The 25,076-nt window shown below is 62.9% G+C and carries 26 protein-coding genes; 8 read left to right on the forward strand and 18 right to left on the reverse strand.

Annotated features, from left to right (window positions below; all coding sequences use genetic code 11):
- The first annotated feature begins 215 nt into the window (after positions 1–215).
- Together folB and folK are read left to right on the forward strand one after the other, a co-directional pair.
- Entirely contained in the window at positions 216–581 is a 366-nt protein-coding gene (gene folB, locus KUV41_RS03095; protein ID WP_206941327.1) for a dihydroneopterin aldolase, read from the forward strand.
- A complete protein-coding gene (folK, locus tag KUV41_RS03100) occupies positions 581–1,102 on the forward strand; it encodes a 2-amino-4-hydroxy-6-hydroxymethyldihydropteridine diphosphokinase (protein ID WP_222162727.1) in 522 nt (173 codons plus the stop codon). Before folB ends, folK begins: the two co-directional genes overlap by 1 nt.
- A gap of 4 nt (positions 1,103–1,106) precedes the next feature.
- On the opposite strand, the gene KUV41_RS03105 is transcribed toward folK, so the two are convergent.
- From KUV41_RS03105 to KUV41_RS03140, 8 genes are all read right to left on the reverse strand, one after another.
- Positions 1,107–2,276 (reverse strand): polynucleotide adenylyltransferase, encoded by a 1,170-nt coding sequence (locus KUV41_RS03105; protein WP_261317350.1) that lies wholly within the window; start codon positions 2,274–2,276, stop codon positions 1,107–1,109.
- 2 nt (positions 2,277–2,278) lie between these two features.
- Positions 2,279–2,611 carry a thiosulfate sulfurtransferase GlpE gene (gene glpE / locus KUV41_RS03110; RefSeq protein WP_222162726.1) on the reverse strand — a complete coding sequence of 111 codons (333 nt, stop codon included), beginning with the start codon at positions 2,609–2,611 and terminating at the stop codon, positions 2,279–2,281.
- Positions 2,612–2,698: 87 nt separating this feature from the next.
- Positions 2,699–3,517, reverse strand: a complete 819-nt coding sequence (locus KUV41_RS03115; protein ID WP_222162725.1) for a symmetrical bis(5'-nucleosyl)-tetraphosphatase — start codon at positions 3,515–3,517, stop codon at positions 2,699–2,701.
- Between the two features lie 24 nt (positions 3,518–3,541).
- Positions 3,542–3,922, reverse strand: coding sequence for a Co2+/Mg2+ efflux protein ApaG (gene apaG, locus KUV41_RS03120; RefSeq protein WP_206941334.1), 381 nt, complete (start codon positions 3,920–3,922; stop codon positions 3,542–3,544).
- Entirely contained in the window at positions 3,919–4,785 is an 867-nt protein-coding gene (gene rsmA / locus KUV41_RS03125) for a 16S rRNA (adenine(1518)-N(6)/adenine(1519)-N(6))-dimethyltransferase RsmA (RefSeq protein WP_222484176.1), read from the reverse strand. Before rsmA ends, apaG begins: the two co-directional genes overlap by 4 nt.
- 116 nt (positions 4,786–4,901) lie before the next feature.
- Positions 4,902–5,939, reverse strand: a complete 1,038-nt coding sequence (gene pdxA, locus KUV41_RS03130) for a 4-hydroxythreonine-4-phosphate dehydrogenase PdxA (protein ID WP_222162724.1) — start codon at positions 5,937–5,939, stop codon at positions 4,902–4,904.
- A 78-nt stretch (positions 5,940–6,017) separates the two neighbouring features.
- The gene (locus tag KUV41_RS03135) at positions 6,018–6,659 is read right to left on the reverse strand and encodes a SurA N-terminal domain-containing protein (RefSeq protein ID WP_206941340.1); all 642 of its coding nucleotides are present in this window, start codon (positions 6,657–6,659) and stop codon (positions 6,018–6,020) included.
- Positions 6,660–6,743: 84 nt separating this feature from the next.
- The gene (locus tag KUV41_RS03140; protein ID WP_206941341.1) at positions 6,744–9,206 is read right to left on the reverse strand and encodes an LPS-assembly protein LptD; all 2,463 of its coding nucleotides are present in this window, start codon (positions 9,204–9,206) and stop codon (positions 6,744–6,746) included.
- Between the two features lie 188 nt (positions 9,207–9,394).
- On the opposite strand from KUV41_RS03140, the gene KUV41_RS03145 reads away from it, so the two are divergent.
- The 3 genes from KUV41_RS03145 to KUV41_RS03155 all read left to right on the forward strand — a co-directional run bounded on the left by KUV41_RS03145 (position 9,395) and on the right by KUV41_RS03155 (position 11,657).
- Positions 9,395–10,432 (forward strand): aminoglycoside phosphotransferase family protein, encoded by a 1,038-nt coding sequence (locus tag KUV41_RS03145; RefSeq protein ID WP_222484178.1) that lies wholly within the window; start codon positions 9,395–9,397, stop codon positions 10,430–10,432.
- A complete protein-coding gene (murU, locus tag KUV41_RS03150) occupies positions 10,429–11,112 on the forward strand; it encodes an N-acetylmuramate alpha-1-phosphate uridylyltransferase MurU (RefSeq protein ID WP_222484185.1) in 684 nt (227 codons plus the stop codon). Before KUV41_RS03145 ends, murU begins: the two co-directional genes overlap by 4 nt.
- A gap of 125 nt (positions 11,113–11,237) precedes the next feature.
- Positions 11,238–11,657, forward strand: coding sequence for an OsmC family protein (locus KUV41_RS03155; RefSeq protein WP_206941347.1), 420 nt, complete (start codon positions 11,238–11,240; stop codon positions 11,655–11,657).
- Between the two features lie 238 nt (positions 11,658–11,895).
- Here the strand turns inward: KUV41_RS03155 and coq7 are convergent, their stop codons facing one another.
- Entirely contained in the window at positions 11,896–12,540 is a 645-nt protein-coding gene (gene coq7 / locus KUV41_RS03160) for a 2-polyprenyl-3-methyl-6-methoxy-1,4-benzoquinone monooxygenase (protein ID WP_206941349.1), read from the reverse strand.
- A 285-nt stretch (positions 12,541–12,825) separates the two neighbouring features.
- Positions 12,826–13,167: a histidine triad nucleotide-binding protein gene (locus KUV41_RS03165; protein ID WP_206941351.1), complete on the reverse strand. Its 342-nt coding sequence runs from the start codon at positions 13,165–13,167 to the stop codon at positions 12,826–12,828.
- Positions 13,168–13,404: 237 nt separating this feature from the next.
- Between KUV41_RS03165 and KUV41_RS03170 the strand changes: the two genes are divergently transcribed.
- Positions 13,405–14,640, forward strand: coding sequence for a cation:proton antiporter (locus KUV41_RS03170; protein WP_222484187.1), 1,236 nt, complete (start codon positions 13,405–13,407; stop codon positions 14,638–14,640).
- A gap of 130 nt (positions 14,641–14,770) precedes the next feature.
- Here the strand turns inward: KUV41_RS03170 and KUV41_RS03175 are convergent, their stop codons facing one another.
- Positions 14,771–16,195 carry a PLP-dependent aminotransferase family protein gene (locus tag KUV41_RS03175; RefSeq protein ID WP_206941355.1) on the reverse strand — a complete coding sequence of 475 codons (1,425 nt, stop codon included), beginning with the start codon at positions 16,193–16,195 and terminating at the stop codon, positions 14,771–14,773.
- 204 nt (positions 16,196–16,399) lie between these two features.
- On the opposite strand from KUV41_RS03175, the gene KUV41_RS03180 reads away from it, so the two are divergent.
- Positions 16,400–17,278 (forward strand): DMT family transporter, encoded by an 879-nt coding sequence (locus KUV41_RS03180; protein ID WP_222484189.1) that lies wholly within the window; start codon positions 16,400–16,402, stop codon positions 17,276–17,278.
- Between the two features lie 18 nt (positions 17,279–17,296).
- Here KUV41_RS03180 and KUV41_RS03185 read toward each other — a convergent pair whose 3' ends face one another.
- The 4 genes from KUV41_RS03185 to phaR all read right to left on the reverse strand — a co-directional run bounded on the left by KUV41_RS03185 (position 17,297) and on the right by phaR (position 20,510).
- Positions 17,297–18,169 (reverse strand): phosphoribulokinase, encoded by an 873-nt coding sequence (locus KUV41_RS03185; protein ID WP_206941357.1) that lies wholly within the window; start codon positions 18,167–18,169, stop codon positions 17,297–17,299.
- Complete coding sequence (locus KUV41_RS03190; RefSeq protein WP_222484192.1) at positions 18,169–18,603, reverse strand: acyl-CoA thioesterase; 435 nt, start codon at positions 18,601–18,603, stop codon at positions 18,169–18,171. The genes KUV41_RS03185 and KUV41_RS03190 overlap by 1 nt, the downstream gene beginning before the upstream one ends.
- 60 nt (positions 18,604–18,663) lie before the next feature.
- Positions 18,664–19,947 carry a phosphoribosylamine--glycine ligase gene (purD, locus tag KUV41_RS03195; RefSeq protein WP_222484194.1) on the reverse strand — a complete coding sequence of 428 codons (1,284 nt, stop codon included), beginning with the start codon at positions 19,945–19,947 and terminating at the stop codon, positions 18,664–18,666.
- Positions 19,948–20,048: 101 nt separating this feature from the next.
- Positions 20,049–20,510, reverse strand: coding sequence for a polyhydroxyalkanoate synthesis repressor PhaR (phaR, locus tag KUV41_RS03200; RefSeq protein ID WP_206941360.1), 462 nt, complete (start codon positions 20,508–20,510; stop codon positions 20,049–20,051).
- A gap of 121 nt (positions 20,511–20,631) precedes the next feature.
- On the opposite strand from phaR, the gene KUV41_RS03205 reads away from it, so the two are divergent.
- Entirely contained in the window at positions 20,632–21,345 is a 714-nt protein-coding gene (locus tag KUV41_RS03205; protein WP_222484195.1) for a 16S rRNA (uracil(1498)-N(3))-methyltransferase, read from the forward strand.
- 128 nt (positions 21,346–21,473) lie between these two features.
- On the opposite strand, the gene KUV41_RS03210 is transcribed toward KUV41_RS03205, so the two are convergent.
- The 3 genes from KUV41_RS03210 to KUV41_RS03220 all read right to left on the reverse strand — a co-directional run bounded on the left by KUV41_RS03210 (position 21,474) and on the right by KUV41_RS03220 (position 25,018).
- Positions 21,474–22,043: an ATP-dependent zinc protease gene (locus tag KUV41_RS03210; RefSeq protein WP_222237794.1), complete on the reverse strand. Its 570-nt coding sequence runs from the start codon at positions 22,041–22,043 to the stop codon at positions 21,474–21,476.
- Between the two features lie 162 nt (positions 22,044–22,205).
- Positions 22,206–23,501: a lytic murein transglycosylase gene (locus KUV41_RS03215; protein ID WP_222484197.1), complete on the reverse strand. Its 1,296-nt coding sequence runs from the start codon at positions 23,499–23,501 to the stop codon at positions 22,206–22,208.
- A gap of 215 nt (positions 23,502–23,716) precedes the next feature.
- Positions 23,717–25,018 (reverse strand): DASH family cryptochrome, encoded by a 1,302-nt coding sequence (locus KUV41_RS03220; RefSeq protein WP_222484199.1) that lies wholly within the window; start codon positions 25,016–25,018, stop codon positions 23,717–23,719.
- Positions 25,019–25,076: the final 58 nt, after the last annotated feature.

Consider the following 25,076-nt stretch of genomic DNA (forward strand, 5'->3'; position numbering starts at 1 on the left):
ACAGTCTTCTGGTGGTGCCAGACGATTGGCGTCCGGCCAAATCTCCAGGGAAGTACCACGCAGGCCGCCCCCTTTGAAGGACCAGTTTGCCAGCCCGGGCTCGCTGTCGCCATCTGCGGCCTGTTTCGCGACCGCCTGGTCAAGTACAATTGGCCGCCTTGTTCATTCTGCGTTCCCGGCCACGACCGGGACACCACGACCGGGAAACATCATCGATGGATCAGGTGCTGATCGAAGGCCTTGAGCTGGACACCGTCATTGGCGTCTACGACTGGGAGCGCTCTATTACCCAGCGTCTGATAGTGGATCTCACGCTGGCGACGGATATCCGGGCAGCGGCCGCGGATGACGACCTGAGCAAGACGCTCGACTACGACGCCATCAGTCGTCGCATTGGTGTCTTCGCCTCGGAGCATGACTTCCAGCTGGTAGAAACCTTTGCCGAGCGCCTGGCGTCGCTGCTGATGCAGGAATACGGGATCAGCTGGCTGAGAATGACCTTGCGCAAGCCCGGCGCTGTGGCCAATGCCGCCTCGGTAGGCGTGCGCATCGAGCGTGGTACACCAGCGGGAGGACATTGATGCGACTGGTCACCCTGAGCCTGGGCAGCAATATCGAACGGGAGCACCACATCACGGTGTGCCTGGATGCCTTGGCCGACACCTTTGGCCAGTTGGCCGTTTCCCGCGTATTCGAGAGCACACCGGTGGGCTTCGAGGACGGCCGCAATTTCTTCAACCTGGTGGTCGCCCTTCACTGCGACTGGAGCGTCGGCGAGCTGCAAGCCTGGTGCAAACGACTGGAGAGCGCCAACGGCCGCAGCAAGGACAGTCCAAAGTTCAGCCCCCGCACCCTTGATGTCGATATTCTTACCGTCGACTCGCTGACCGGGGAGGTCGACGGCGTGAGCCTGCCACGCGGCGAGATCCTGCACCACGCCTTCGTCCTGTGGCCGATGGCAGAGCTTCTTCCCGACCATCGCCATCCCGTCGTGGGGCGCCGGTATCAGGAGCTCTGGCAAGCGTTCGGCGACGGCAGCCAACAGCTGTGGCCCGTCGAGTTTCACTGGCGCGGAGAAGCGCTACCGCTGCCCTCCCGTTGAAGGGTCAGCGCCCGCCCTGGTGAAAGCACGCCAGGCGACGTCGCCTCAGCTCCTGCCCCAGTTCCGCCCCTTTGAAGCCCTGATCAAGCAGCTCTCGCGGGGCAAGCGAGCGCGCCTGATCGACCCCACGCGCCAACCAGGCCGCCTGCTCGGGCACCTCCATGGCCAGCAACGACAGCAGGGGCGCGACTCGCTCGCTGCGCCGCCAGGCATCGATGCCGTCACACCAGGTCATGGCTATCCTGCTGGCCTCTTCTGAGCCTGCACCGTCGGCCAGCTGCGCCTTGAGCTCACGGGTCAGCGCCAGCTGGTGTCCCAGATCACGATACGGGTTGGGCACCTTCAAGGCCTGTTCAAGCTGGCGACGCTGCTCGGCCGGCAGGGCCTCCACCAGGCGACCCCAGCGCCATACGGGCTGGCCCGCAAGAGCCGAGGGCAATGCGCTCATTCTCTCGCAGGCGCGCTTGAACTCGGCCGCTCCTGGCTGCACCAAGCCAGGCATCAGCCGTGACAGTGCACCGCATGAGTCCAGCGCTTCGAAGTAGCGCCGGGGCTCTGGCTCGCCCAGCGCCTTCTCGGTTTCCACCCAGACGCGCTCAGCCACCAGGTGATCCAGCTCGCCGCTGTCAGCCAGCTGTTTCATCAGCGCTTGCGTACTCTCGGCAATGGTAAACCCGAGGCCGGCGTAGCGAGCGAGAAAGCGCGCTGTGCGCAACACCCTCAGCGGATCTTCGACGAAGGCCTGACTGACATGACGCAAGCGCCGCTGCTGCAGGTCGCGACGCCCGTTGAAAGGGTCCACCAGGTGCCCATCGAGCGACTCGGCCATGGCATTGATCGTCAGGTCGCGCCGCCCAAGGTCCTCCTCCAGGGTGACATCAGGACTTGCATGCACCTCAAAGCCGGTATATCCGTGCCCGGACTTTCGCTCGGTACGGGCAAGGGCATACTCCTCATGGGTACGGGGATGCAGGAACACCGGAAAATCCCGGCCTACCGGCGTGAAACCACGCTCCCGCATCGACGCTGGGGTCTCGCCAACGACCACCCAGTCCGTGTCCTTGACTGGCCATCCCAGCAGCGCGTCACGCACCGCACCCCCCACCCGGTAACGTTCAAGACCGGCACAAGGGTCTGTGCTGCCGTGGTGCTTTCCCGGCATCTCAGGGGCCATGTTCAGCCCTTGCTGACGCGTTCAGGCAGAACGTGCTGCCACTGGGTGAAACCGCCGTCGAGGCTATAGACCTGGGTAAACCCCTGAGCGGCCAGCCAACTCGCCGCCTGCTGGCTGGAATGGCCGTGATAGCACACCACCACCAGCGGAGTATCCTTGGCGGTTTCCGCGACAAGCGGGCCCACGCTGTCATTGTCCAGGTGGCGGCTACCGGGGATATGCCCTTGGGCAAAGCTGCCCGGATCGCGAATATCGACAAGGCAAAGCTCACTGCCCTGATCCAGCCATTGTTGAAGGCGTTCGATGTCGAGGTGCTCGAAGGTCGCCGGTGTCATGCAAAACTCCAGAAGGCAAAAGCAAGAGGCCCATGGGCAACGCCGCACATGAGCGTGGCGGATGCCGCACAACGGGCTTGGTATCGGTTATCGCGTGATCTGCTGGCGGCTCGGAACGCTGATTCGCTCTCCGCTTGCCATATCCAGCGCGGTCAGGCTGCCGCCCCAGACGCAGCCGGTATCCAGGGCCTCTGCCCTCACCCTGCGATCTGGCGCAGTGCCATTGAGCGCCGCCCAATGGCCGAACAGCAGCCACGGATCGTCGTCACGGGGATACTGAAACCAGGGGGAAAATCCCTCAGGGGCACTATCCAGGCCTTCCTTGGCGTCAAAATCGAGACGCCCCTCGGCGTCGATGAAACGCATCCTGGTGAGGGTGTTCACGATGGCCCGGTAGCGATCTACGCCCTCCTGATGGGGCTTGAAGCGTCGCGGCCGGTTGCCATACATCCGCGACAGGAAGTCGCCGGACTGCTCTCCCGTCAGCACCCAGGACACCTCTCCGGCGAGCCCCTCGGCCTGCTCCACCGACCACTGGGGCGGTAGCCCGGCATGGGTCATCACGGCCTCTCCGTCACGCAGCAGCAGCGGCCTGGCCTGGAGCCAGTCGAGCAGCGTATCGCGATCGGGCACTGCCAGAATGTCGTCAAGGGTGTCCTTGCGCTTGAGCGAAGCCCCACCTCGTGCCACCGCCAGCAGATGCAGGTCATGGTTGCCCAGCACCACCTTGGCAGCAGAACCGAGGGCCATGACGTCCCGCAGGCAATCCAGGGATCCGGGCCCGCGATTGACCAGGTCCCCCGCAAGCCACAGCTCATCACGACGCGGATCGAAGCTGAGCGCCTCCAGCAGCTCGACGAACTCCTGATGGCAGCCCTGCAGGTCTCCAATGGCGTATCGGCTCATGCGTCTCCCGCTGTCGTCAGACATTCAATGAATCTGGTTGGGCGTGGCCAGGCGGAACACCGAGATCGGCACCTCGAACGGTCGCTGGCTGGCCGTATCGACGCAGGTGTAGGCGCCTTCCATAAAGCCTACCGGCCCATCGAGTATCGCCCTGCTGGTGTACTGAAATGTCTGGCCAGGACCAATCATCGGCTGCTTGCCGACCACGCCCTTGCCACGCACTTCTTGCACCTGCCCGCTGGTCTGGGTGATCTTCCAGAACCGGGCCATGAGCTGGATATTACCGCTTGAGTGATTGTGAACCGTGACCGTATAGCTGAACACAAAGCGATCTTCCAGCGGCGCAGACTCGTCCTCACGAAAGGCCGGTGTCACGTCAACGCGCACGTCGGGGTGCTCGTTCATGCGGGTGTCTCCTCCCCAGTGTCCTGATCCCCCTGTGTGTCATGATCCGCTGAAGCATTACCTTGCTGCTGGTACACCGCATTGGCGATCGCGACAAACTCTGCCACCTCCAGGGTCTGCGGACGGCGACCAGGATCAATCCCAAGTTCGGCCAGGGCATCGCCATCAATGCGCCCCTTGAGGTTGTTGCGCAGGGTCTTGCGGCGCTGGCCAAAGGCCTCTCGCACGATATCGAACAGCAGCGTCTCATCCTGGGCCGGCGTGACCTTCTGCTGACGCGGGGTCATGCGCACAATGGCAGAGTCTACCTTGGGCCGCGGAACAAACGCCTCAGGGGGAACCACAAACAGTGACTCGACCTCGCAGAAATACTGCGCCAGCACCGACAGTCGGCCACGATCTCCGCCACCAGCGGGAGCGGCCAGACGATCCACCACTTCCTTCTGCAGCATGAAGTGCATGTCCTGAACCGCAGAGCCAGCGCGCAGCAGGTGTGAAATCAGCGGAGTCGATATGTTGTAGGGCAGGTTACCGACAACACGCAGCGGCTGTCCGTCGCCACGCAGCGCCTGGAAATCCATCTTGAGGGCATCGCCCTCATGGATCACGAACGCCGGGTGATTGAAGAACTGCACACGCAGGCCCGGGATCAGGTCGCGGTCCAGCTCGATAACCTCCAGGTGCCCTTCGGTCGCCTCCAGCAATGGCTCGGTCAGCGCTCCCTGACCGGGGCCGATCTCGACCACGCGCTCACCAGGGCGCGCGCCGATGGAGCGAACGATGCGGGAAATGACGCCATGGTCACGCAAGAAGTTTTGACCGAAGCGCTTGCGAGCCCGGTGCGCCGTAGGGCGGGATGACATGCTTGAATCCTTTATGAAACCAAGGGGAGCGCCAAATCAATATAGCGAGCGATGATAGGGCGCTGATGGCCAGAGCGCAAAGGCTGGCCAAGGTCGGGCAGGGGAAAACGGCCAGTTCAGCCCGCCTGGGCCAGGGCCCCCATCTGCTCGGCCAGGCTAATCGCCACTGCCAGGCTCTGCGGGCTGGCCTGCCCGGTCCCTGCCAGGTCAAGAGCCGTGCCGTGATCGACCGAGGTGCGCGCCAGCGGCAACCCTAGCGTGATGTTGGCGGCCTGACCGAACCCTGAATACTTCAGGACAGGTAGACCCTGGTCGTGGTACATCGCGAGCACGGCGTCGACGCCGGCAAGGTGTCGAGGCGTAAACAGCGTATCCGCGGGCAGCGGACCATCGAGGCAGAACCCTTCGGCCCGCAGCCGCTCCAGCGTCGGGGTGATCACCTCTATTTCCTCACGCCCAAGGTGGCCACCCTCTCCCGCGTGGGGGTTCAAGCCACATACGGCGATGCGCGGAGCCTTCACCGCGAAGTAACGGGTCAAGTCCTGCGCCAGGATCCGCAAGACCCGCTCGAGGCTTGCCTGGGACAGGGCGTCGGCCACTTCTCGCAGCGGCAAGTGAGTCGTGGCCAAGGCTACCCTGAGGGGCGTCGGGAGCGTGTCACTGGCTGCCTCCACTCGTCCATGCAAGGCGTGGTCGGTCGCCAGCATCATGACCACCTCCTCTACCCCGCATGCATCGCGCAGGTATTCGGTGTGGCCGGTAAAACCGTCATGACCGCCGTCGCAGATCACGCCCTTGTGCAGGGGCGCGGTGACCATTGCGGCAGCGTTGCCCGCCAGACACTGCGTCACCGCAAGGTCCAGGGTCGCCAGCACATAGTCAGCGTTGGCGGGATCGAGCACCCCGGGAATGCAGCGGGCTTTCATGTCCACCGGCCACACCGCCAGGCGCCCGACCCTTGGGCCCGGATGCGGCTGACCCGGCGCCGTGACGGCCACCTCGATGTCCAGCGCCAGCGCCTCGGCCCGCTCCCTCAACAGCACTGGGTCGCCAATGGCGACCCAGTCAGTGGCATCTGCCGCCGCCAGCATCAACGCGAGCTCCGGGCCAATGCCCGCAGGCTCTCCGGTGGTGACTACGATAGGCGCTTTCACTTGCCGCTCACCTGTTGCGCTTTCACATCCACCTCATTGGCCTCTTCACGACAATGACACCCGCCTGCTGACGCGCCTTCACCCCTGGTTCAGGCGCTTCTCGACGAAGGCTTCGCCGCGAATTTCCTGCATCCACTTCTCCAGCTCATCACCCACCTTACGCTGGAAAATCGCCTGACGTGCCTGGTCGCGGGTAGCACCCACGCCTTCCTGCTGCAGGAAACGCTCGACTTCAGCCTCGGAAATATTGACGCGACTGGATACCTGAGCCTGCTGGACCTTCATGATCAGCATCTCGCGACGGATCTGATCACGCACCTGGGCAAGGCTGGTGCCCTGTGACTCGAGACGATCCGCAAACTGCTCCAGTGTGGCGCCATTCTGGTTGGCCACGGAGCGTACCTGGCGATTGAGCTCGGTCTCGTCGACACTCAGGTTCATGCGCTCGGCCAGCTGCACCTCGATTTCCTCGACAATCATGCGATCGAGAATCTGCTCACGCAGCGCTTGCTCCGGGGGCAGCGCCATGTCGCTGGTGCGCAGGCGTGCCATGGCCTGGTCGACACGTTCGTCCAGGTCCGATGCCATGATGGCGTCTTCATTGACCACAGCAACAATGCGATCCAGCGACTGACGGTAACCGTCCTGGGCATTGGCAGCCACGGTGGTCAGCGCCAGACAGGCGGCCAGCGCCACGGCGGCAAGGGGTCGGCTACGCATAATCTTGCTTCCTCGTTCACTCAGAAATTCGATGCGGCAGGCGTGTTAGAACCCGCCTGCCGCAGGATAGTTCGCAGGAGATACTCAGTTCAGGCCAGGACGATAGCCGGGCACCGCTGACTGGAAGTAGGTGTCGGCCTCGCCACCGAAGCCACCCAGGCCCTTGAGCACGAAGCGCAGGAACAGGCCGCGATCCGTGGTGTCATCCTCGATATTGTTGGCCGTGTCCTCGTCCTCGATCCACTCGCGCCAGACGACCTGCACACCATAGCAGCAGTCGTTCCACTGCACACCCGCCATCTGGTCGAGGGCGCGATCATTGGTGTTGTCGTAGAGGACTCGCCCAATGATGTCGAAACGATCCGTGGCCTTGTAGGCAAACGACAGGTCGTATTCTTCCCTGTTGTAGTTACGGATGTCGTCGGCATCGTCCGCGTTGTCGAAGCCTTCCAGCTGCCAGCGGTAGCCAAGGTTGAGCACGTGGCCTGCATCGGCGCGATAGTGCACCCCGAGACCGGTGCTCTCGGTACGGCTCTTTTCATCGTCGTACAGCCACTGCCAGCGGGTGCTCCAGTTGTCGTTGATCGACCAGTTGATCCGTGTCACCCAGGGGGAACGGTCCCGCGTGGCATCGTAATAGTCGAACGACTCTTCGTCTCTGGGCAAGGTATCCGGGTCGCCAGCCATATCGATGTTGCGGTCCTCGAAGTAGGCTGCCTGGCCCACACCGATGGAGAGGCGCTCACGGCCGCTCTGATCTTCCAGGAAGCGACTTTCCACGCCGTAGGACAGTCGGTTCAGGTCACCGAGCCGGTCACCCCCAGAGAAGCGGTAAGGCGACCACAGCTGCCCCCATGAAAACGACAGCTCTTCAGTGTCGAAGTCGGGGAAGTCGCTCTGGTCCCTTTCCGGCACGTAAGCGTAGTTCAGGCGTGGCTCCAGGGTCTGGCGCCAGTCATCACCACCGAAGGCGAAATCACGTTCGAAGATCAGGCCAGCGTCGATGGTGGTGACCGGCGCCGTCAGCGACGGACTCTCGGTGTTATCGGTGATGCGGTCATCGTAGTCGAGGTCATAGCTGGTGTGCTGCAAGGCCACGCGCGGCTCGAAGAAGCCCCAGCTCGGGTCAAAGCGATAGCCCACCGCAGGCGTCAGGTCGAGGCGTGCCCCCTTGACGTCCTCGCGCAGGGGAATGCGCCGAACCGTGTCCTCGTAGTCGTAGAAGCCGTTCTCATCGCCTTCGATATCACGCCAGAAGTAGGTCGCGTTGGAATTCCACTCCTGGTAGAAGCCAAGGTCCTGGGACCAGCGACCGTTGGCCGTGAGGCTAGGCAGACGGTAGAACGGCTTGTCACCTTCGTCGACCGGATCATCAAGCAACTGATAGCCCTGGGCCTTGGCCTGGAGCGACCAGGTGTCACCCAGATAGTCGATCTGGGCCAGGCGAGGCATGTTGCTGGTATCGGCTTCGCCGAAGGTGCGCCCAAAGTCATCGAAATAGCGGCCATCACTGGCGGCCCCATAGCGCAAGCGATACGGAATCCGCGAACTGAACCGACCGTAATGGCTGTAGTCGAAGTACCAGCGCTCGTCCCCGTTCTCGAGCTCGGTGGTCGAATCGTCATCCCCGGCGGACTTGTCGTCGCCGATGTAGGCGCCCTCGACGGTACCCTGGTCCGAGGGAAACAGGTAACGGAACTCACCGCCCAGCAGCAAGCCGCTGTCCTGAATCCAGCGAGGGGTGATGGTGGCGTCATAGTTGGGCGCCAAGTTCAGATAGTAGGGCTGGGCGTAGTCCACGCCGCCGTCGGACACCCCGATGGTGGGCCAGAGAAAACCGCTCTGTCGGCGTTCATCGATCGGGAAGCGTACCCATGGCCAGTAGAACACCGGCACATCGCCGACTTCCAGGCGGGCATGCTTGGCCGTACCAAAGCCCTGATTGCGGTCCAGCAGAATGTCGTTACCGACCAGCCGCCAGGTGCTGTCACCGGGTTCACAGGTGGTAAAGCTGGCTTCTCGCAAGCGGAACACGTTGTCGCTGACGCGCTCCAGCTGAATGGCATCGCCGCGCAGGCGCGCCTCGTGGGCCACGTAATGGGCTGAGTCGATGGTCGCCTGATCGCTGTCCAGCGACACCTGGGCGCTGTCTCCACGTACCAGCAGGCCCTTGTCACGCAGGGTCAGGGGACCACTGGCATTGGCCAGGTCGCGCTCCGGTGGCACCTGGACGCGGGTGGCCTCCAGCTGGGTGTCGCCCTTGCGCAGGATAACCTCGCCATCCAGCACGGTATCGCCATCCGTGCCGTAATTGGCGGTGTTGGATTCGCTGTTGACCTGACCATCAATGGCCGGCGCAGGCAGTCGGTAGTCTGGCTCGACATAGTAGCCTCGACACACGGTCCCCGCGGGACGATCATCGCCCCAGGGCTGCCAATCCAGTTGGCCTGCCGGCAGGGAATCAGGGGGAGCCGCCCACAGGGGCGACGACACCAGACTAGTGGTGGCGAGGCCCGCCAGGGCCGTCCATGCGTATCGCTTGGCCATGTTGCACGCTGTCCTCGACGGGGTGAATCGGTATTATACAGGCCGCGGCCGGCCTGTAACGCCGATCTGCTCCAGCAGGAGTTGCGCCACAGCCGCCCATGATCCATGCACAGCATGCGGTGAGGCCAACGGAGCGTCAACCGACTTTGCCAACCGTCGCCCTTCCGCTATCAGGAGTTCTCTCAGCAATGTCCCAGGCCGAATGCCCCAGCCGACTCGAGCAACTGCGCCATTGGGCACACTCCCAGCACCCGCACGACCCTGGCGCAGGCCAACTGGTCCTGGCAGCCGGTGACGCCAGCTTTCGCCGCTACTATCGTCTGACCTTGAACGATGGCCAGACGCGCATACTGATGGACGCGCCCCCGCCTCAGGAAGACGTCGCCCCCTTTGTCGATATCGCCCGTCGCTGGCGCTCCGCGGGACTGCCTGCCCCAGCCATCCATGCTGTCGACCCCCAGCAAGGATTCGTCGAGCTGGAAGATCTCGGCGACGAGCCGCTGCAGCTCGCTCTCGAACACGCCGATTCAGCCGCCACGCGCAGCCACTTCGACGCTGCCATCACCCTGCTCGAGCGACTGCAACAGCTGGCGCCTGACGGGCTACCGCCTTATGACGAGGCGACCCTGGCACGAGAACTGGACCTGTTTCCCGAATGGTGTACCGGTCGATGGCTTGAGCAGGACACCGACATCCCTGGCTGGCAGGCGCTGCGCCATGCCCTGATCCGCGAAGCGCTGGTGCAACCCGTGGTCACGGTGCACCGAGACTTCGATGCCATGAATCTGATGCGCCACGCGGATGCGCTGTGGCTGATCGACTTTCAGGATGCGCTCGCGGGCCCCATCACCTATGACCTGATCTCACTGCTGCATGGCCGCTATCGACGCTTCGATGCAGCACAACGCCGACAGTGGTGCGACGGCTTTTGCGACAGGGCCATCGCCGATGGCCGCCTCACTGACAAGGTCGACCACGACACCTTCTGGCGCTGGACCAATGCCATGGCCGCCCAACGCTCGCTCAAGGTGCTGGGCATTTTCTGTCGGCTTACCCTGAGGGACGGGCGTGACGGCTATCTACAGCGTCTGCCGCACTTCCTTGATCACCTTCAGGACAGCTTGGTGGAACTCGAAGGCCTGGAAGGCCAGGCCGACTTCCTGGCATGGACCCAGCAAAGGCTGCGCTCGCAGCTGTCAGACCGGCTGCAAGGAAGCGCATCATGAAAGCCATGATCCTGGCCGCGGGCTTGGGCAAGCGCATGCGTCCGCTGACCGACCACTGCCCCAAACCGCTGCTTCCCGTGGCGGGCGAACCATTGATCGGCCATCACCTCAAGCGGCTTGCCGCCGTGGGCATTCGCGATGTGGTGATCAATGTCAGCTACCGGGCTGACCAGATCGTGGAGGCGCTCGGCGATGGTACCGATTACGGCGTATCGATTGCCTTCAGCCATGAGTCACAGCCATTGGAAACCGCCGGAGGCATTGCCAAGGCGCGACCCCTGCTGGGTGAGGCGCCCTTTCTGCTGATCAGTGCGGATGCCTTCTGCGATATCGACCCCGCCACCCTGTCCTTGGCAGAGGGTGATCTCGCCCATCTGGTGATGGTCAATAATCCGCCGCATCACCCACAGGGGGATTTTCAGCTGACAGCCGCCGGCAGAGTGCAGGCAACGGGAGCGCCACGCCTGACCTATTCGGGCATCGCGCTCATCGATCCGCGACTGGTGAACGAGCTACCCGAGCCCTGTTATCCTGTGGCACCACTGCTTCGTCAGGCCATGGCAAGTGACCGGGTAGCCGGCACCCATCACCATGGCGAATGGGTCGATGTGGGCACACCGGAACGCCTCGAGGCGCTCAATCAGCGCTTGAGCTCCGGCCATCGCTCAAGCCGACCCTAGGGTTGTCAATCAGAGGGTTGTCACTCATAGGGTTGTCAACCACAGGGTCGGCCGCAACCGACGACACATGATGTTCCCTGCGCACCTTGGCGGTGCGCACCGACAGCAAAACAGAAGGAAGTCCCATGAAAGCCAGCGTCAAATGGACCAGCGGTCGCCAGTTCGTGGCCGAATCCGGTAGCGGCCACAGCGTGGTCATCGACGGACCGCCCGATCACGGTGGTCGCAACACCGGCCCGCGCCCGATGGAGATGCTGTTGATGGGCATGGGAGCCTGCACCTCATTCGACGTGCTGGAAATCCTCGAGAAATCTCGCGCACCGGTGGAAGACTGCGTGGCCGAGATCGACGCAGAACGTGCCGACAGCGTGCCCTCGGTGTTCACCAAGATTCACGTCCATTTCACCGTGACAGGCAAGGGACTGAAAGAAAAGCAGGTGCAGCGCGCCGTCGAACTGTCCGCCGACAAGTACTGCAGCGCCTCCATCATGCTGGCCAAGGGAGGCGTCGAAGTCACCCACTCGTACAGCATTGTGGAGTCGTGATCCGGCCTACTTTCTCTATCGCGAAAGCGCCCAACGGGCCTTGGTGAGAAGCGATAGAGAAGGGTGCTAGAGCACCAAAGCGCCAACGCATCAGAGCGCAGCAAGAAAACGGCCGCCGAACACGGCAATGCCCCGCCTCAAGCGGGGCATTCCGACCACGGCCATACAGCCTGATACAGCCTGACAGCGCCCCACGACACGCTGCGGACAACAACACCCCAGCGAGTGCTGGTGGGAGTTAGAAGCGATAGACACTCTTGGTCATGACCTTGGACATCAAGGTCATACCGGCTTTTACCGGCCCAGGAAAGCGCGCACCGCCTGCCTCAAGCGCCTGCTGGGCATGATGCGCTTCATCGATTGCCATCTGCCGCAGGACAGCGCGGGAGCGACGATCCCCCTCCGGCAACGTTTCCAGATGCTCGTCCAGATGCTTGCCCACCTGCTCCTCGGTCGCGGCCACGAAACCGAGACTGACACGATCACCAATGGCACCCGCCAATGCTCCCATGCCGAAAGATGCCGCGTAGAACAGCGGGTTGAGCCGACTGGTATCGGCATTCAGCTCGCGCAGGCGATCCTCGCACCAGGCAAGATGGTCGATTTCTTCCTGGGCCGCCTCTTCCATCTGGCCACGCACTTCCGGCAGCTTGGCCGTGAGACCCTGGCCCTGATAGAGAGCCTGAGCACACACTTCACCGGTGTGATTGATCCGCATCAGACCGGCCGCATGGTGGCGATCTTCGTGGCTCATCTCGCCGTCATCAACGCTGCTGTCTGCAGGCGTCGGACGTGAGGCTCGGGCCGCACCCGGCACCAGCGTGCGCAGCACATTATCGAACTGATGAATGGCGCGATCAGCGGGGGAAAGAGAGCGTGGCATACCTGCATCCTTGGGCGGCGGTAGGAAAGTCGAGTCGCTGAGGCACTATTCTACGCCAGCCCGAGCTCTACGCCAGCCCGAGCTCTACGCCAGCCTGAGCTCGAATTAAACCACTGCGCTATCCGCCCAGACATTGGCGGCGCCCCGCGCACGAAGGCGAGCGGCGCACGAAGGCGAGCGGCGCAACGAGCGGCGCCGTCCGGGTCATACCCACCGGACGGCGCCATGGAATGCACGGATGCGTCGATCGCTTGAGATGCCGGAAGAGTCTCCGTCAAGCGCCAGCTAGCCAGCCGGCCAAGTGAAGCGTCGACCGCCCATCACGTGCATATGAATATGATAGACCGTCTGTCCGCCGTCTTCATTGCAATTCATGACCACTCTGAAGCCGTCTTCGGCGAAGCCCTGCTCCTTGGCCAGGCGCGAGGCGATAAACGGCAATCTTCCCACTAGCGCAAGGTCATCCTCGCTGATGTCGTTCAAGGTGGCGATATGCTTTTTGGGAATGACCAGCATATGGGTCGGCGCCTTCGGATCGATATCGTTAAAGGCCAGAACCTGGTCATCCTCGTAGACGATATCAGCGGGAATCTCGCGATTGATGATCTTGCAGAACAGGCAATCCATGGCGGGCTCCGTGGGTGCTCATGACAACAGAGATAGAGTGCCGAGGTTACCGGGCATTATCCTCGCTGTCAGTCTTCCTGTGATCGACGGCTGACCCACGCCGTATGGGGATCGTTCCCAGCCCGCTTGCTGTGCAACGTTGAGCTTTGCGCCCAGGGCTCGCACGCGCCTCGCCCATCGTGGTTGCTGCTGTGATACAACCTACACATTCGATACTTCTTTGGAGTACCGCCGCACATGCATCATGCCGCCTTGCTGCTGATACTGCTGGTCCTCGTGACATTCGCGCTGCTGTCACGGCGCATTTCCGCGTCGCTGATCAGCCTGCCCATGGTGTTCATGACCACCGGCATGGTGCTCGGAATGATGACGCCCGACTTGGTCCCGGTGCACATCCAGCAGGAGCTGACCCAGGTGATCGCCGAGATCACGCTGATCATTGTGCTGTTTGCCGACGCATCGGTGGTCAAGCTGAAGTCGCTGCGCAAGGATCTGTCGATTCCCCTGCGCATGCTGTTGATCGGCATGCCTCTGACCGTGCTGCTGGGTACCCTGATGGCAAAGTGGGTATCCCCCGAGGCCGCCTGGGCCACCGCCATGCTGGTCGCTGCCATCCTTACTCCTACTGACGCCGCGCTGGGCCAGGCGGTCGTGTCGAGCCCCAGCGTGCCTGAGCGCATTCGGCAATCGATCAATGTCGAAAGCGGACTCAACGATGGCCTGGCGGTGCCGGTCATTCTGGCATCTGCCCTGATGGCAGCAGCGGCCACCGGGACAGACGTCGCCCATGCGCCAGACAACCTGCTGACCTTTGCCCTGCTGCAGCTGACGCTGGGCCCCCTGGTCGGCGTCCTCTTCGGCTGGGGGTTCGCGCGCATGCTCGACGCGGCCATTGATCGGGGAACCGTCACCGTGGTCTACCAGGGCATTCTGTTTCTGGCGGTGGCGTTCCTGACCTACCTGACCGCTGAGTCCGTGGGAGGCAACGGGTTTATCGCCGTGTTCCTGGGTGGACTGACCTTCGGCAACCTGCTGCGCCACGAGACCACCTTCATCGAAGAGTTCATGGAAAGTGAGGGGCAACTGCTGACCATCGCCACCTTCCTGATCTTTGGTGCGGTGATGGTACCGCTGGCGTTCTCTCACGCCTCGTGGAAGACCGTGACACTGGCCCTGATGTACCTGACGGTCATCCGCATGCTGCCCATCTGGGTGTCGTTGACGGGTCTGGGGCTGTCGACTTATGAAAAGACCTTCCTCGGCTGGTTCGGCCCCAGGGGACTCGCCAGCATTCTGTTCGCCTTGCACGTCTACACCGAGTACCCGATTCCCGGCAGCAACGAAATCCTGGCCTGCGTGGTGTTGACGGTGATGATCTCGGTGGTGCTGCATGGCGTCAGCGCACAACCCATGGCGAAACGCTTTGCCAGGGGACGTGCTGCGAGCTCTCCATCGTCGGAGAAACCACATTGAGAGTGGCGGTGAGAGCGGCGGTGAGAGTGGCGGTGAGAGCGGCGGCCATCAACGCATCCCCACTCCCCCCCAGAGGGTGCCCTGACACATCTCGCCTGCTGGCGACGGAGGTCATGACAGCCGGTCTGACTCACTGCTGTCCGGCGACGCGCTCAAGGGTGCTATCGAGCAGGTCGAACACCTCGGGGCTGGTACACTGGGCGACGTTGAAGCGAAGATAGCGACTGGCCTTGCCATCAGCACTGAAGACCTCTCCAGGCGCCAGCACCAGGCCCACGTTCAGGGCTTCCCGCGCGACCTCCTTGGCCAGCAGCCCGCTGGGCAGGCTCGCCCAGACAAACATCCCACCCGCTGGCTCGATCCACGGCTCAAGGCCTGACGACCTGAGCCGCAGGTTCACTCGCCCCATGGCGTCGCCCAGGCGCGCCCTGAGCAGGTTGAGGTGGCGTCGGTACGCCCCTTCTCTGACCAACTGCAGCACCAACTCCGCAGACAGAGCGCTGGCACCAAAGGAGGTGGCAAGCTTGAGGTCCACGAGTTCTTCGATCCACTCGCCGCGTGCCGCGATGTAACCGCAGCGCACCGAGGCCGACAGGGTCTTGGAAAAACTGCCCACCTGAAGCACCCGGTCCAGTCCATCCAGCGCCGCCAGCCGAGGCGCCTGCTGAATGTCGAAGTCGGCAAAGATATCGTCTTCGATGATCAACAGATCATGCTGTTCGGCCAGGCGCAGGACGCGATGGGCCACCGCCAGCGTAAGGCCGGCGCCGGTGGGGTTATGCAGCCCGGAGTTGGTGATATAAAGACGTGGTCGGTGCTGCTCGAGGGCGTGGCCAAGGTGGACCAGATCTGGCCCCGACGGGGTGAAGGGAACTCCGATCACGGTGACGCGATGGGCCCGCAGCATGGCATGAAAGTTGAAGTAGCAGGGATCATCCACCACCACACAGTCACCCGGCTCCAGCAAGAAACGACAGAGCAGGTCAATCGCTTGAGTGCCCGACTCCGCCAGCATGATCTGCTGTGGTGACGCCTCCACCCCGCGTTCCGCCAGGCGGCGCGACAGCACCTGCCGCAATGCCCCCAGGCCTTGGGGCGGAGCATAGTCGGTCAGCGTCGGCAGGGCGCAGGAGCGGCGAGCCAACTGCCTCAAGCCTCGCCGTATATCATCATGCGGCATCCATTCTGCCGGCAGCCAGCCACAGCCTGGCCGCCAGCGGGCCTGATCGCTTTCGAGCGCTTGCCGGGTCAGCCATAGCGGATCGACTTCACGGGCACGGGGAGGACCGAGCTCGGCCAGGGAGAGTGGTGGAAGACGATCCCCCACGAAGAATCCCGCCCCGGGACGAGAGTGAATGGCGCCCTCGCTGACCAGACGGTCGTAGGCGTCGACCACGGTAGAACGCGAAATCGACAGCGACTCAGCCAACGCCCTGATCGATGGCAGTCGAGCCCCTGGAGCCAGCTGACGCTGCGCCATCCGCCGATGCACCAGGGCCACCACTTGCTCTACCAGAGGAACGGCCGACCGGCGGTCAATATCGGACAGGTGCATCCTTCCCCCTCGACATAGCAAGATGCGTAGTGCAGACCAACGCCATCGGATCGATCCTCTGGGCGATCATTTCAGTCGACACGGCGGCGCACTGTATTGGTCACCGCACCATAACAGTTTTCCCAAACTGTACTGAACTGTATCTCGATACCGCCGACGCTCCAGCCCAACCTAAGCAGATCATTTCGGCACGGAGCCTCACGCATGTCTTCCCCCCACCTTGGATGGGCCTACGGCTTTCTTGGAATGGCCATCTTCAGCGGCTCGCTGCCGGCAACGCGCATCGCCGTAGGTGCCTTCGATCCCCTGTTCCTCACCTTCGCCAGGGCTAGCATCGCCGGTGCGGTAGCGCTGATGCTGCTGCTCTGCATCGGCGGACGTCGCCCAGCATTTGGCGAACTGGCCTCGCTCGCGCTGATCTCGGGCTGCGTGGTGGTCGGGTTTCCGCTGTTGACCGCGCTGGCTCTCGAACAGGTCAACGCCGCTCACTCTCTGGTCTTCATCGGCCTGCTGCCGATGGCCACTGCCCTGTTCGGTGTGCTGCGCGCAGGCGATAGGCCACGCCCGGTGTTCTGGCTGTTTTCCCTCTGCGGCGGCGGCGTCATTACCCTGTTTGCCCTGAGCCAGCATGGCTATGGCAACAGGTCGGGAGATCTGCTCATGGTAGGCGCTGTGCTGGTCTGCGGGCTGGGCTATGCAGAAGGCGCACGTCTATCGAGACGCCTGTCTGGCTGGCGCGTCATTTGCTGGGCGCTGGTTCTCGCACTTCCCGTCATGCTGGCGCTGACAGGACTGTCTCGCCCGTCATCCTTTGCGAATATCGACATCGCTGCCTGGGCGGCCATGGGCTATGTGTCGCTGTTCAGCATGCTGATTGGCTTTGTCTTCTGGTACCAGGGGCTGGCTCAGGGTGGCGTCGCCGCCGTCGGACAGTTGCAGCTGCTGCAACCCTTTCTGGGACTGGGGCTAGCCGCCTGGTGGCTGCACGAAAGCATCAGCCTGATGATGCTGGTCACCTGTGCCATCGTGGTGCTGTGTGTCGCGGGGGCCAAGCGCTACGCGGCCCCCCTGGCGGCACGATGAACGCCGTGGTGAGGTGATTCAGCGAAAGCGACGCTGCGCCAGCAAATGGCGTACCAGTGGCCCCAGGATCAACTCCATCGCCAGAGACAAGCGCGAACCAGGCACGACCAGGGTATGAGGGCGACTCATGAAGGCATCCTGAATCATCGCCAACAGATAGGGAAAGTCCACCGTGGCGGGATCACGAAAGCGGATCACCACGAAGGACTCGGCATCGGTAGGAATGTCCTGCACCTCGAAGGGGTTCGAGGTATCCACCGTGGGCACCCGCTGAAAGTTGATATGGGTGCGCGAGAACTGGGGCAGAATATAGCGAACGTAGTCGTCCATGCGCCCAAGAATGGTGTCGATGACCGCTTCCTGGGTGTATCCCCGAGCATGCATGTCCCGATCAATCTTCTGAATCCACTCAAGGTTCATGGTCGGGGCAACGCCTACCAGCAGGTCGACATGCCGAGCGATATCCACCTCACTGGTCACCAGGCCACCATGCAGGCCTTCATAGAACAGCAGGTCGGTGCCCGTCGGTAGCGGCTGCCACTCGGTAAAGGTGCCGACCTGATAGCCAGCCTCGATCATCTTCTTGTCTTCGGCATGGATGTAATGGCGGAATGTACCCGAGCCACTATCCCCGTACTCCTGAAACAGCGTTTCCAGACGATCGAGCAAGTTGGCTTCGACGGCAAAGTGGGACAGCTCATCCTTGCGCTCGGGCTCCTCGCGGAAGATTCGCGCCAGCTCCTGCCGGGTATAGCGATGAAAGGCATCACCGTCGACGAAGGCCGCATGCACGTCTTCGCGCGCAAACATGCGTTCAAAGGTCCTCTTGACGGTCGTGGTACCCGCCCCGGATGAACCGGTGACCGCGATGACCGGATACTCCCTCGACATCAGCGCACCCTCTCCAGCGCAGCATGCACAGCATCGGGCACCGCCACCGGACGAGCCGCCTGGGGATCCACCACCATCAAGTTGATGCGGGCGGTCGCCACAATGCGCTCGTCACGCTCTCGGCGAATCCGGTGGTAGACCGTGATGGCCTTGCGTCCCGGCGCCGGAATCGCCGTGTCGATAACCAGGGCATCCGGCCAATGGGCTTCCGCCTGATACTGGATGGCCAAGTCCGCCGCCACGCTGGGGTAGCCCCCCAGGTCGCCCTCGTGCAGGCCAAGTTCGGCCAGGGCGGCTGCCCTGGCCTCGTGCATCAGCGAAATCACCGCATCATGGCCAAGATGTTGGCCGTAGTTCATGTCGGTGATGCGCACCGTCAGCGGGTAGCGATGCACGATCGACTGCTCGGGGAAGTCGAGTTTCACACGTTCCATGCTCGCTCCTTGGAAATTGTTATTGGCCTGGCCACGGGGCGAGTCGGGCATGTTGCCCCATCAGCCCTGGCGAGCCATGGCGCGGTGGGCAATATCGGTTCGCCAGAACGCCCCATCGAATCCGACGCGATCCACGCCGCGGTAGGCAAGCTCGCGCGCAGCCGCAAGGTCATCACCCAGCGCCGTCACGCACAGCACCCGCCCGCCAGACGTTACCACCTGACCGTCGCTGTCTGCGGTACCCGCGTGGAAAACCTTGAGCCCCAGCGCCTCGGCCTCATCACAGCCAGTAATCGCATCGCCCTTGCGGTAGCCTGCCGGATAGCCCTCGGCGGCCATGACCACACCAATGGCAGGACGCGGGTCCCACTGACACTCATGACCGTCAAGGCGTCCCGTGGCACCCGCCAGGCACAGCTCGGCCAGGTCACTGTTGAGGCGCATCATGATCGGCTGTGTCTCAGGATCACCGAAACGGCAGTTGTATTCGATGACCTTGGGTTCACCGGCTTCGCTGATCATCAGACCTGCATACAAGAACCCGGTGTAAGGGTGCCCTTCTGCGGCCATGCCTTGCACCGTAGGACGAATGACCTCATCCATGATGCGCGCATAGACCTCATCGGTGACCACCGGTGCGGGGGAGTAAGCCCCCATGCCGCCAGTGTTGGGGCCAGTATCCCCATTGCCAACCCGCTTGTGGTCCTGACTGGTGGCCATGGGCACGATGGCGTCGCCATCCACCATCACGATAAAGCTGGCTTCCTCGCCTTCGAGAAACTCCTCGATCACCACCCGTGCACCAGCGTCGCCAAAGGCGTTGGCTTCCAGCATATCGCGGATGGCGGCCTCGGCTTCTGCCTCGCTCATGGCCACGATGACGCCCTTGCCGGCCGCCAGCCCGTCGGCCTTGATCACGATAGGAGCGCCCTGCTCTCGCAGATAGGTCAGGGCCGGCTCGACCTCGGTAAAGGTACTGTAGGCGGCGGTGGGAATGGCGTGGCGTGCCAGAAAGTCCTTGGTGAAGGACTTCGACCCCTCGAGCTGGGCAGCGCCCTGGGTCGGGCCAAAAATCGCTAGCCCTGCCGCGCGGAAGCGATCGACGACGCCCTCCACCAGCGGTGCTTCGGGGCCTACGATGGTGAGATCAATGCCTTCGCCTTGGGCAAAGGCAACCAGGCCATCAAGATCAGCCACGCCGATATCGACGTTGGTCAGGCCTGCCTCGCGGGCGGTACCCGCATTACCTGGCGCGACGAATACCGCAGAAACGCTGGCCGACTGAGCCACTTTCCAGGCCAGCGCGTGTTCGCGGCCACCGCCGCCGATGATCAGGACCTTCATCCGCTCAACCACCTATCATGTACCAAATGAGGCGGCATTATGGCAGAAAAAGGCCCGGCCCGCGCGATAACGTGCGGCACTGCCGCCCCCCGCTGGACGACTCAGGACGATCGTTCGTCGTCATCCGAACGGGTGGTACCTCCTTGACTGATGGTGTTCTGCCAGAAGCGCATATTCTCTTCCGCCAACTCCCGCATCAGCTCCATCGGGGAATGGCGCATGGCCTGCTGCCACTGATCCTGCATCTTCTTCTGCTGTTCCATCATCAGCCGCGTGCCCTGTTCCAGATAGCGCGCCAGCGGCAGCGGCTGGGACATGGCGTACACCCGAATCAGCTGCTGCAGCAGGTCATTGGAGAAGACCTCGGCGTCGCTGTCAGCCTGTTCCTGTTCGATGATGATCGACAACAGAATGGTACGTGTCAGGTCTTCGCCACTCTTGGCGTCCTCGACACGGAAGGGCACTTCTTCGAGAATCAGACTGCGCAGATCCTCGAGGGTCACATAGCGGCTCTGTTCGGTATCATAGAGCCGGCGATTGGCATACTTGCGAATCACACGCACGGCGCTGCTCCTTACATTCTGTGGGAAGCCACCTGACCGCCATCACGGTCATTCGGCTTCGTTCGCATCCATTTTGCACCGCGACACCGCCCTTGCAAGACAAACCGGCATTCGAGGCTCCATGAACCTGATTCTTCTCACCCAGGACGACGTCAATGACTCACGGCTGGCCAGGGTCCGCGACCCCAGACGCCTGGCACACCTGCGTCAGGTTCACCGCGCCCAGCAAGGTGACGTCATGACCCTCGGGATAGAGAATGGCCCGCTTGGTCGTGGAACGCTGCTTTCGTTGGACGAAGATGAAGCTTGCTTCGACGTAACAGGCCTGGACCAGGCACCTCCCGAGGCGCTGCCGGTGCATCTGGTGCTGGCCCTGCCTCGCCCACGCATGCTGGCAAGAAGCATAGAGCATGCCACTGCGCTGGGGGTGAAGCACATCACGCTGCTGCATAGCCGGCGCGTGGAAAAAAGCTACTGGCAGTCGCCGGAACTCGATCCGGCTAAGATTCACCAGCACCTGGTGCTGGGATTGGAGCAAGCGCGTGATACTCGCATGCCCACGGTGGATACGGCGCGCGGCTTCCGTCCATTTGTCGAGGACCGGCTACCGACTCTGCTAGAGGGGCGGCGCGGCCTGCTGGCTCATCCAGGCATGCCGCAGGCATGCCCTCGAGGCATCGATGATCCGGTGGTGCTGTTGATTGGCCCCGAAGGTGGTTTCATCGACTGGGAGGTGGAGCAAATGCTGGCCGCCGGATGTGAGGGCATTCACCTGGGACAACGCATCCTCAGGGTGGAAACCGCCGTGACTGCCCTGCTGGCGCGACTGTTCTAGTGGGCCGGCCCAGGTGTGAGCACACCCTGAGCCACCACCGCTGACGCCGGAATGACGGACCCTGGCAAAGCACACAGGCATGGCAGCGGCAGCCGCCATGCCGTGACGTACTGACCAGCAGACGGCGATCATTCAGCGTCAGCGTCCTGGTCCTCTGCGTCCTGGTCGTCGGTCTCTTCGGCCCTGCGATTGGTGCCGAACTCCCCTTCCCCATCGTGCTCGATCACCGGTGAATTCTCGTCACAGGTCGGCGCGATCAGGAAGGTTTCTCGCACATCGAGAAGGCCGAGCTCACCGATGGTGCGACGTCCCAGCAGCATCGGATAGTTCATTTCCTCGCGATTGCGCAGGCTGAACTGCTCTTCGTGAATGGTATCGCCCATGCACACCTTCATCAGCACGACCAGACGTTCGTCCCGGCCGCCGGCCCCACGTACCGTCATGTCACGATACAAAGGCCGCTCGAGCTCCTTCTTGAAGGTCTCGCCTGTCTCTTCATCTTCCAGCTCGAGCGCAAACCGTACCCAAGGCTCACCGTCCTTGTCGAAACGCTCGATATCTCGCGCATCCAGCGAGGATGTCAGCGCACCGCTGTCCAGCTTGGCCTTGACCTCCACGTCCCAGGGCTCCAGCGTCGCCTTCTCCACCCAACCAAAGACATCGGGTCCGTCATCAGCCAGGGCGGCGTTCATCGGCATCAAGGTCAACGGTAGCGCTGCCAGCGCCACGGCACGTATCCGGCTGACACACCAGCGTTCAAGCGGTTCCTTCATCCTGCAATTCTCCCTGTGATGCGGCGCTGTCAGCCAGCGCCAATGTGCCGGGTGCCCAAACCGTCGCTTGGGCACGTCTGAAGAGGATCAGCGATTCAGCTGTTCGAGCAGGCGCAGGGTGGCAAAGCCATCCGGAACCAGCCCCTGATCACGCTGCCAGGCTCGCAGACCCGCGCGAGTATTGGGACCCATGATGCCGTCAGGGGTTCCCACCCCGTACCCCAGAGCCTGCAGCCGTGCCTGCAGCTGGCGCACTTGGGTGCGACTCAGGGGCTGCTCGTCCCTCGGCCATCCTCCCTGAATGCCAGGCCGGCCTGCGATGCGCTCGCTGAGTGAGGCAACCGCAAGGGCATAGCTGGTGGCATTGTTGTAGCGAAGGATGGCACGGAAATTGGGACCCACCAGGAAGGCCGGGCCGCGGGCACCCGCGGGGGTAATCACCGAGGCCTCGGCAAAGGCAGGCAACTCGCCACCACCGAACCGGCGCACCCCTTGCTGGCCCCACTCAGCGGCACTCTTGCGGGTGTCGAGCTCAGTCTGGGCGTAGTCGAAGCCAGCAGGCAGCTCGACCTCCACGCCCCAGGGCTGGCCGGGCTGCCATCCGGCACGATTCAGATAGTTGGCGGTAGACGCCATGACGTCTGGAATGCTGGCCCAGATATCCCGGCGACCGTCCCCATCGCCGTCCTTGGCATAGGACACAAAGCTCGACGGGATAAACTGCGTATGTCCCATGGCTCCCGCCCAGGACCCTTTCATGCGCTGGGGCGTGATATCCCCGGCCTGGATGATCTTCAGCGCGGCCAGCAGCTCCCCGCGGGCAAAGTCTCGACGGCGACCGTCGTAAGCCAGTGTGGCCAACGCTTCCAGAGTGGAGAAATCACCAAAATTCTGGCCGTAGTTGCTTTCTATGCCCCAGATAGCCGTCAGCACTTCCACCGGCACGCCATAGCTTGACTGGGCACGATCCGCTGCACTGCGGTTGGCTGCCAACTTGTCACGCCCTTGGGTCACCCGCGCGTTTGACACGGCGGTATCAAGATATTGCCAGACCGGACGCACGAACTCGGGCTGCGAGCCGTCGAGCTCAATCACCCTGGGACGGTAACGCACGCCATCCAGGGCCCGCGCCAGTGTGTCTTCGCTGATACCTTCACTACGAGCCTGGCGACGGAAGTCGGCGAGCCACTGGTCGAAGGTACGACCGTCATGATCGTCAGCACTGGCGTCCTTGGCGGCGGGCGTTGCCGCGTCGCTGTCAGAGCTGGCACTCTCTGTCTCCGAGGCAGCAGGGCTGGCAGGTCCACTCTCTGGGGCGGCAGACGTCGTCTGGCAGCCGACCAAGGCGATAAGAAGAAAGGCGGGAAGCAGTCGCGTCGACATGTTGAAGGCAATCCTTGGCAATCAATGTGCAGGCATGATGACCCACTCCCCGCTGCGGCGCTAGATGCAAACGGAGGGAATCGGCGTCGACCACAGGAGGGGGCTGGGGCTGTCCTTCGATACCACCATGTCACCGCACTTCCCGCCCTTTCGTCCTGCCAGCGCATGGCTCTGATCGCTGCGAACTGAGACGCCGATGGACCTTCTTCTTGTCCTCATGACACCCCCTGTCGCCGTTCAGGCTCGTCCTTCTCGAGCCAGTGTTGGACGTATCGCAACTCGGGGTCGTAACGCCGGACCTGATCATCCATGTCGAAGACCTTGGGCCGAGTGTCACGCCCCACGCCCGCGATGTACTTCCAGTTACCCCAATTACTGGCCACGTCATAATCCATCAGACAGTGCTCGAACCAGGCGGCTCCATGACGCCAATCTCCGCACAGATCGTGCACCAGATAGCTGGCCGCCCACTGACGCGCACGGTTGGATATCCAGCCACAATCGCGCAGTTCCTTCATGGCCGCATCCACCGCCGGCTGCCCCGTCTCTCCCTGCTGCCAGCGTGTGAACGCCTGTCCTGGCGATGGCGCCCGCTTGCCAAACAGTGCGCTCCCCTCCTGCCACGCCGCCCAGTGGAAGTATTCTCGCCATAGCAGCTCGCGATAGAAGTGCTTCGTCGAGGCATTGGCCCCGTGCTCCTGCTCCCAACGCGTCAGCGCGCCCAGCACCTGGGTGGCAGAGATACACCCCGTGGCCAACCAAGCCGACAGGCGTGACGAGAAGTCCGGCCCCACCAACCCGTTACGGGTGTCTTGATAGACACCGATCGCTTGCTGCTTCCAGAAATACTCATCAAGGCGGTCAAGTCCACTCGCTGCGCCGCCCGCATAGCCAAGGCCCAACGGGTCAGGGTGATCATCGAGCGCCGCTGCCGCCGGCGAAAGACGCTGCAGCGACGGCAGCCCGCGAGGCGCCCGATCGGGCCAGGCGGGCTGAGTGGCTGCCGCTGGCAGTGCCTTAGCAGATGGCTTGGCCTCGCCCAGCTTGCGCTTGAACGCGGACCAGCTGCCCGGAACCTCCTCCACTGCAATAGGCAAGGTTGCATGCGCCCAGAGCGTGGCGGTACTGAACGTGTCGAGCCGACAACCAGGATGCAATAGCTGTGACAGGCGCTGCACCTGTTGCTGCTCTTCGCTACCGGGATGCTCACCCACACGCACTGCCGAGGCGCCGATACGCTCGGCCAGGTTTGCCACCAGCGTCACCGGCTCGCCCACGGTGACCAGCAGATCGCTGCCACACTTGAGCAACTCGCCTCTCAGCTCCCGTAGGCTCTGCCACAGAAATCGCAGCCTGCGCGCCCCCATTCTGGGGATGTCCAGCGGCGCCTGAGGCTCAAGGAGGGCAGCGTCGATCACGTACACCACGAGCCGCTCGCTGATCCCTCCCGGCGATGCCAGCAGCGGGTTATCCGCCAACCTGAGCTCCCCGCGCAGCCAGACCAGATCTGTCTCCATGCCAACTCCACTCACCATCCATTACGTCGGCCGATAGCGGCCCCTTCCGCCTTCTGGC

This window comes from Halomonas sp. DP8Y7-1 (genome assembly GCF_019801685.1).
GTDB lineage: Bacteria > Pseudomonadota > Gammaproteobacteria > Pseudomonadales > Halomonadaceae > Halomonas > Halomonas litopenaei_A.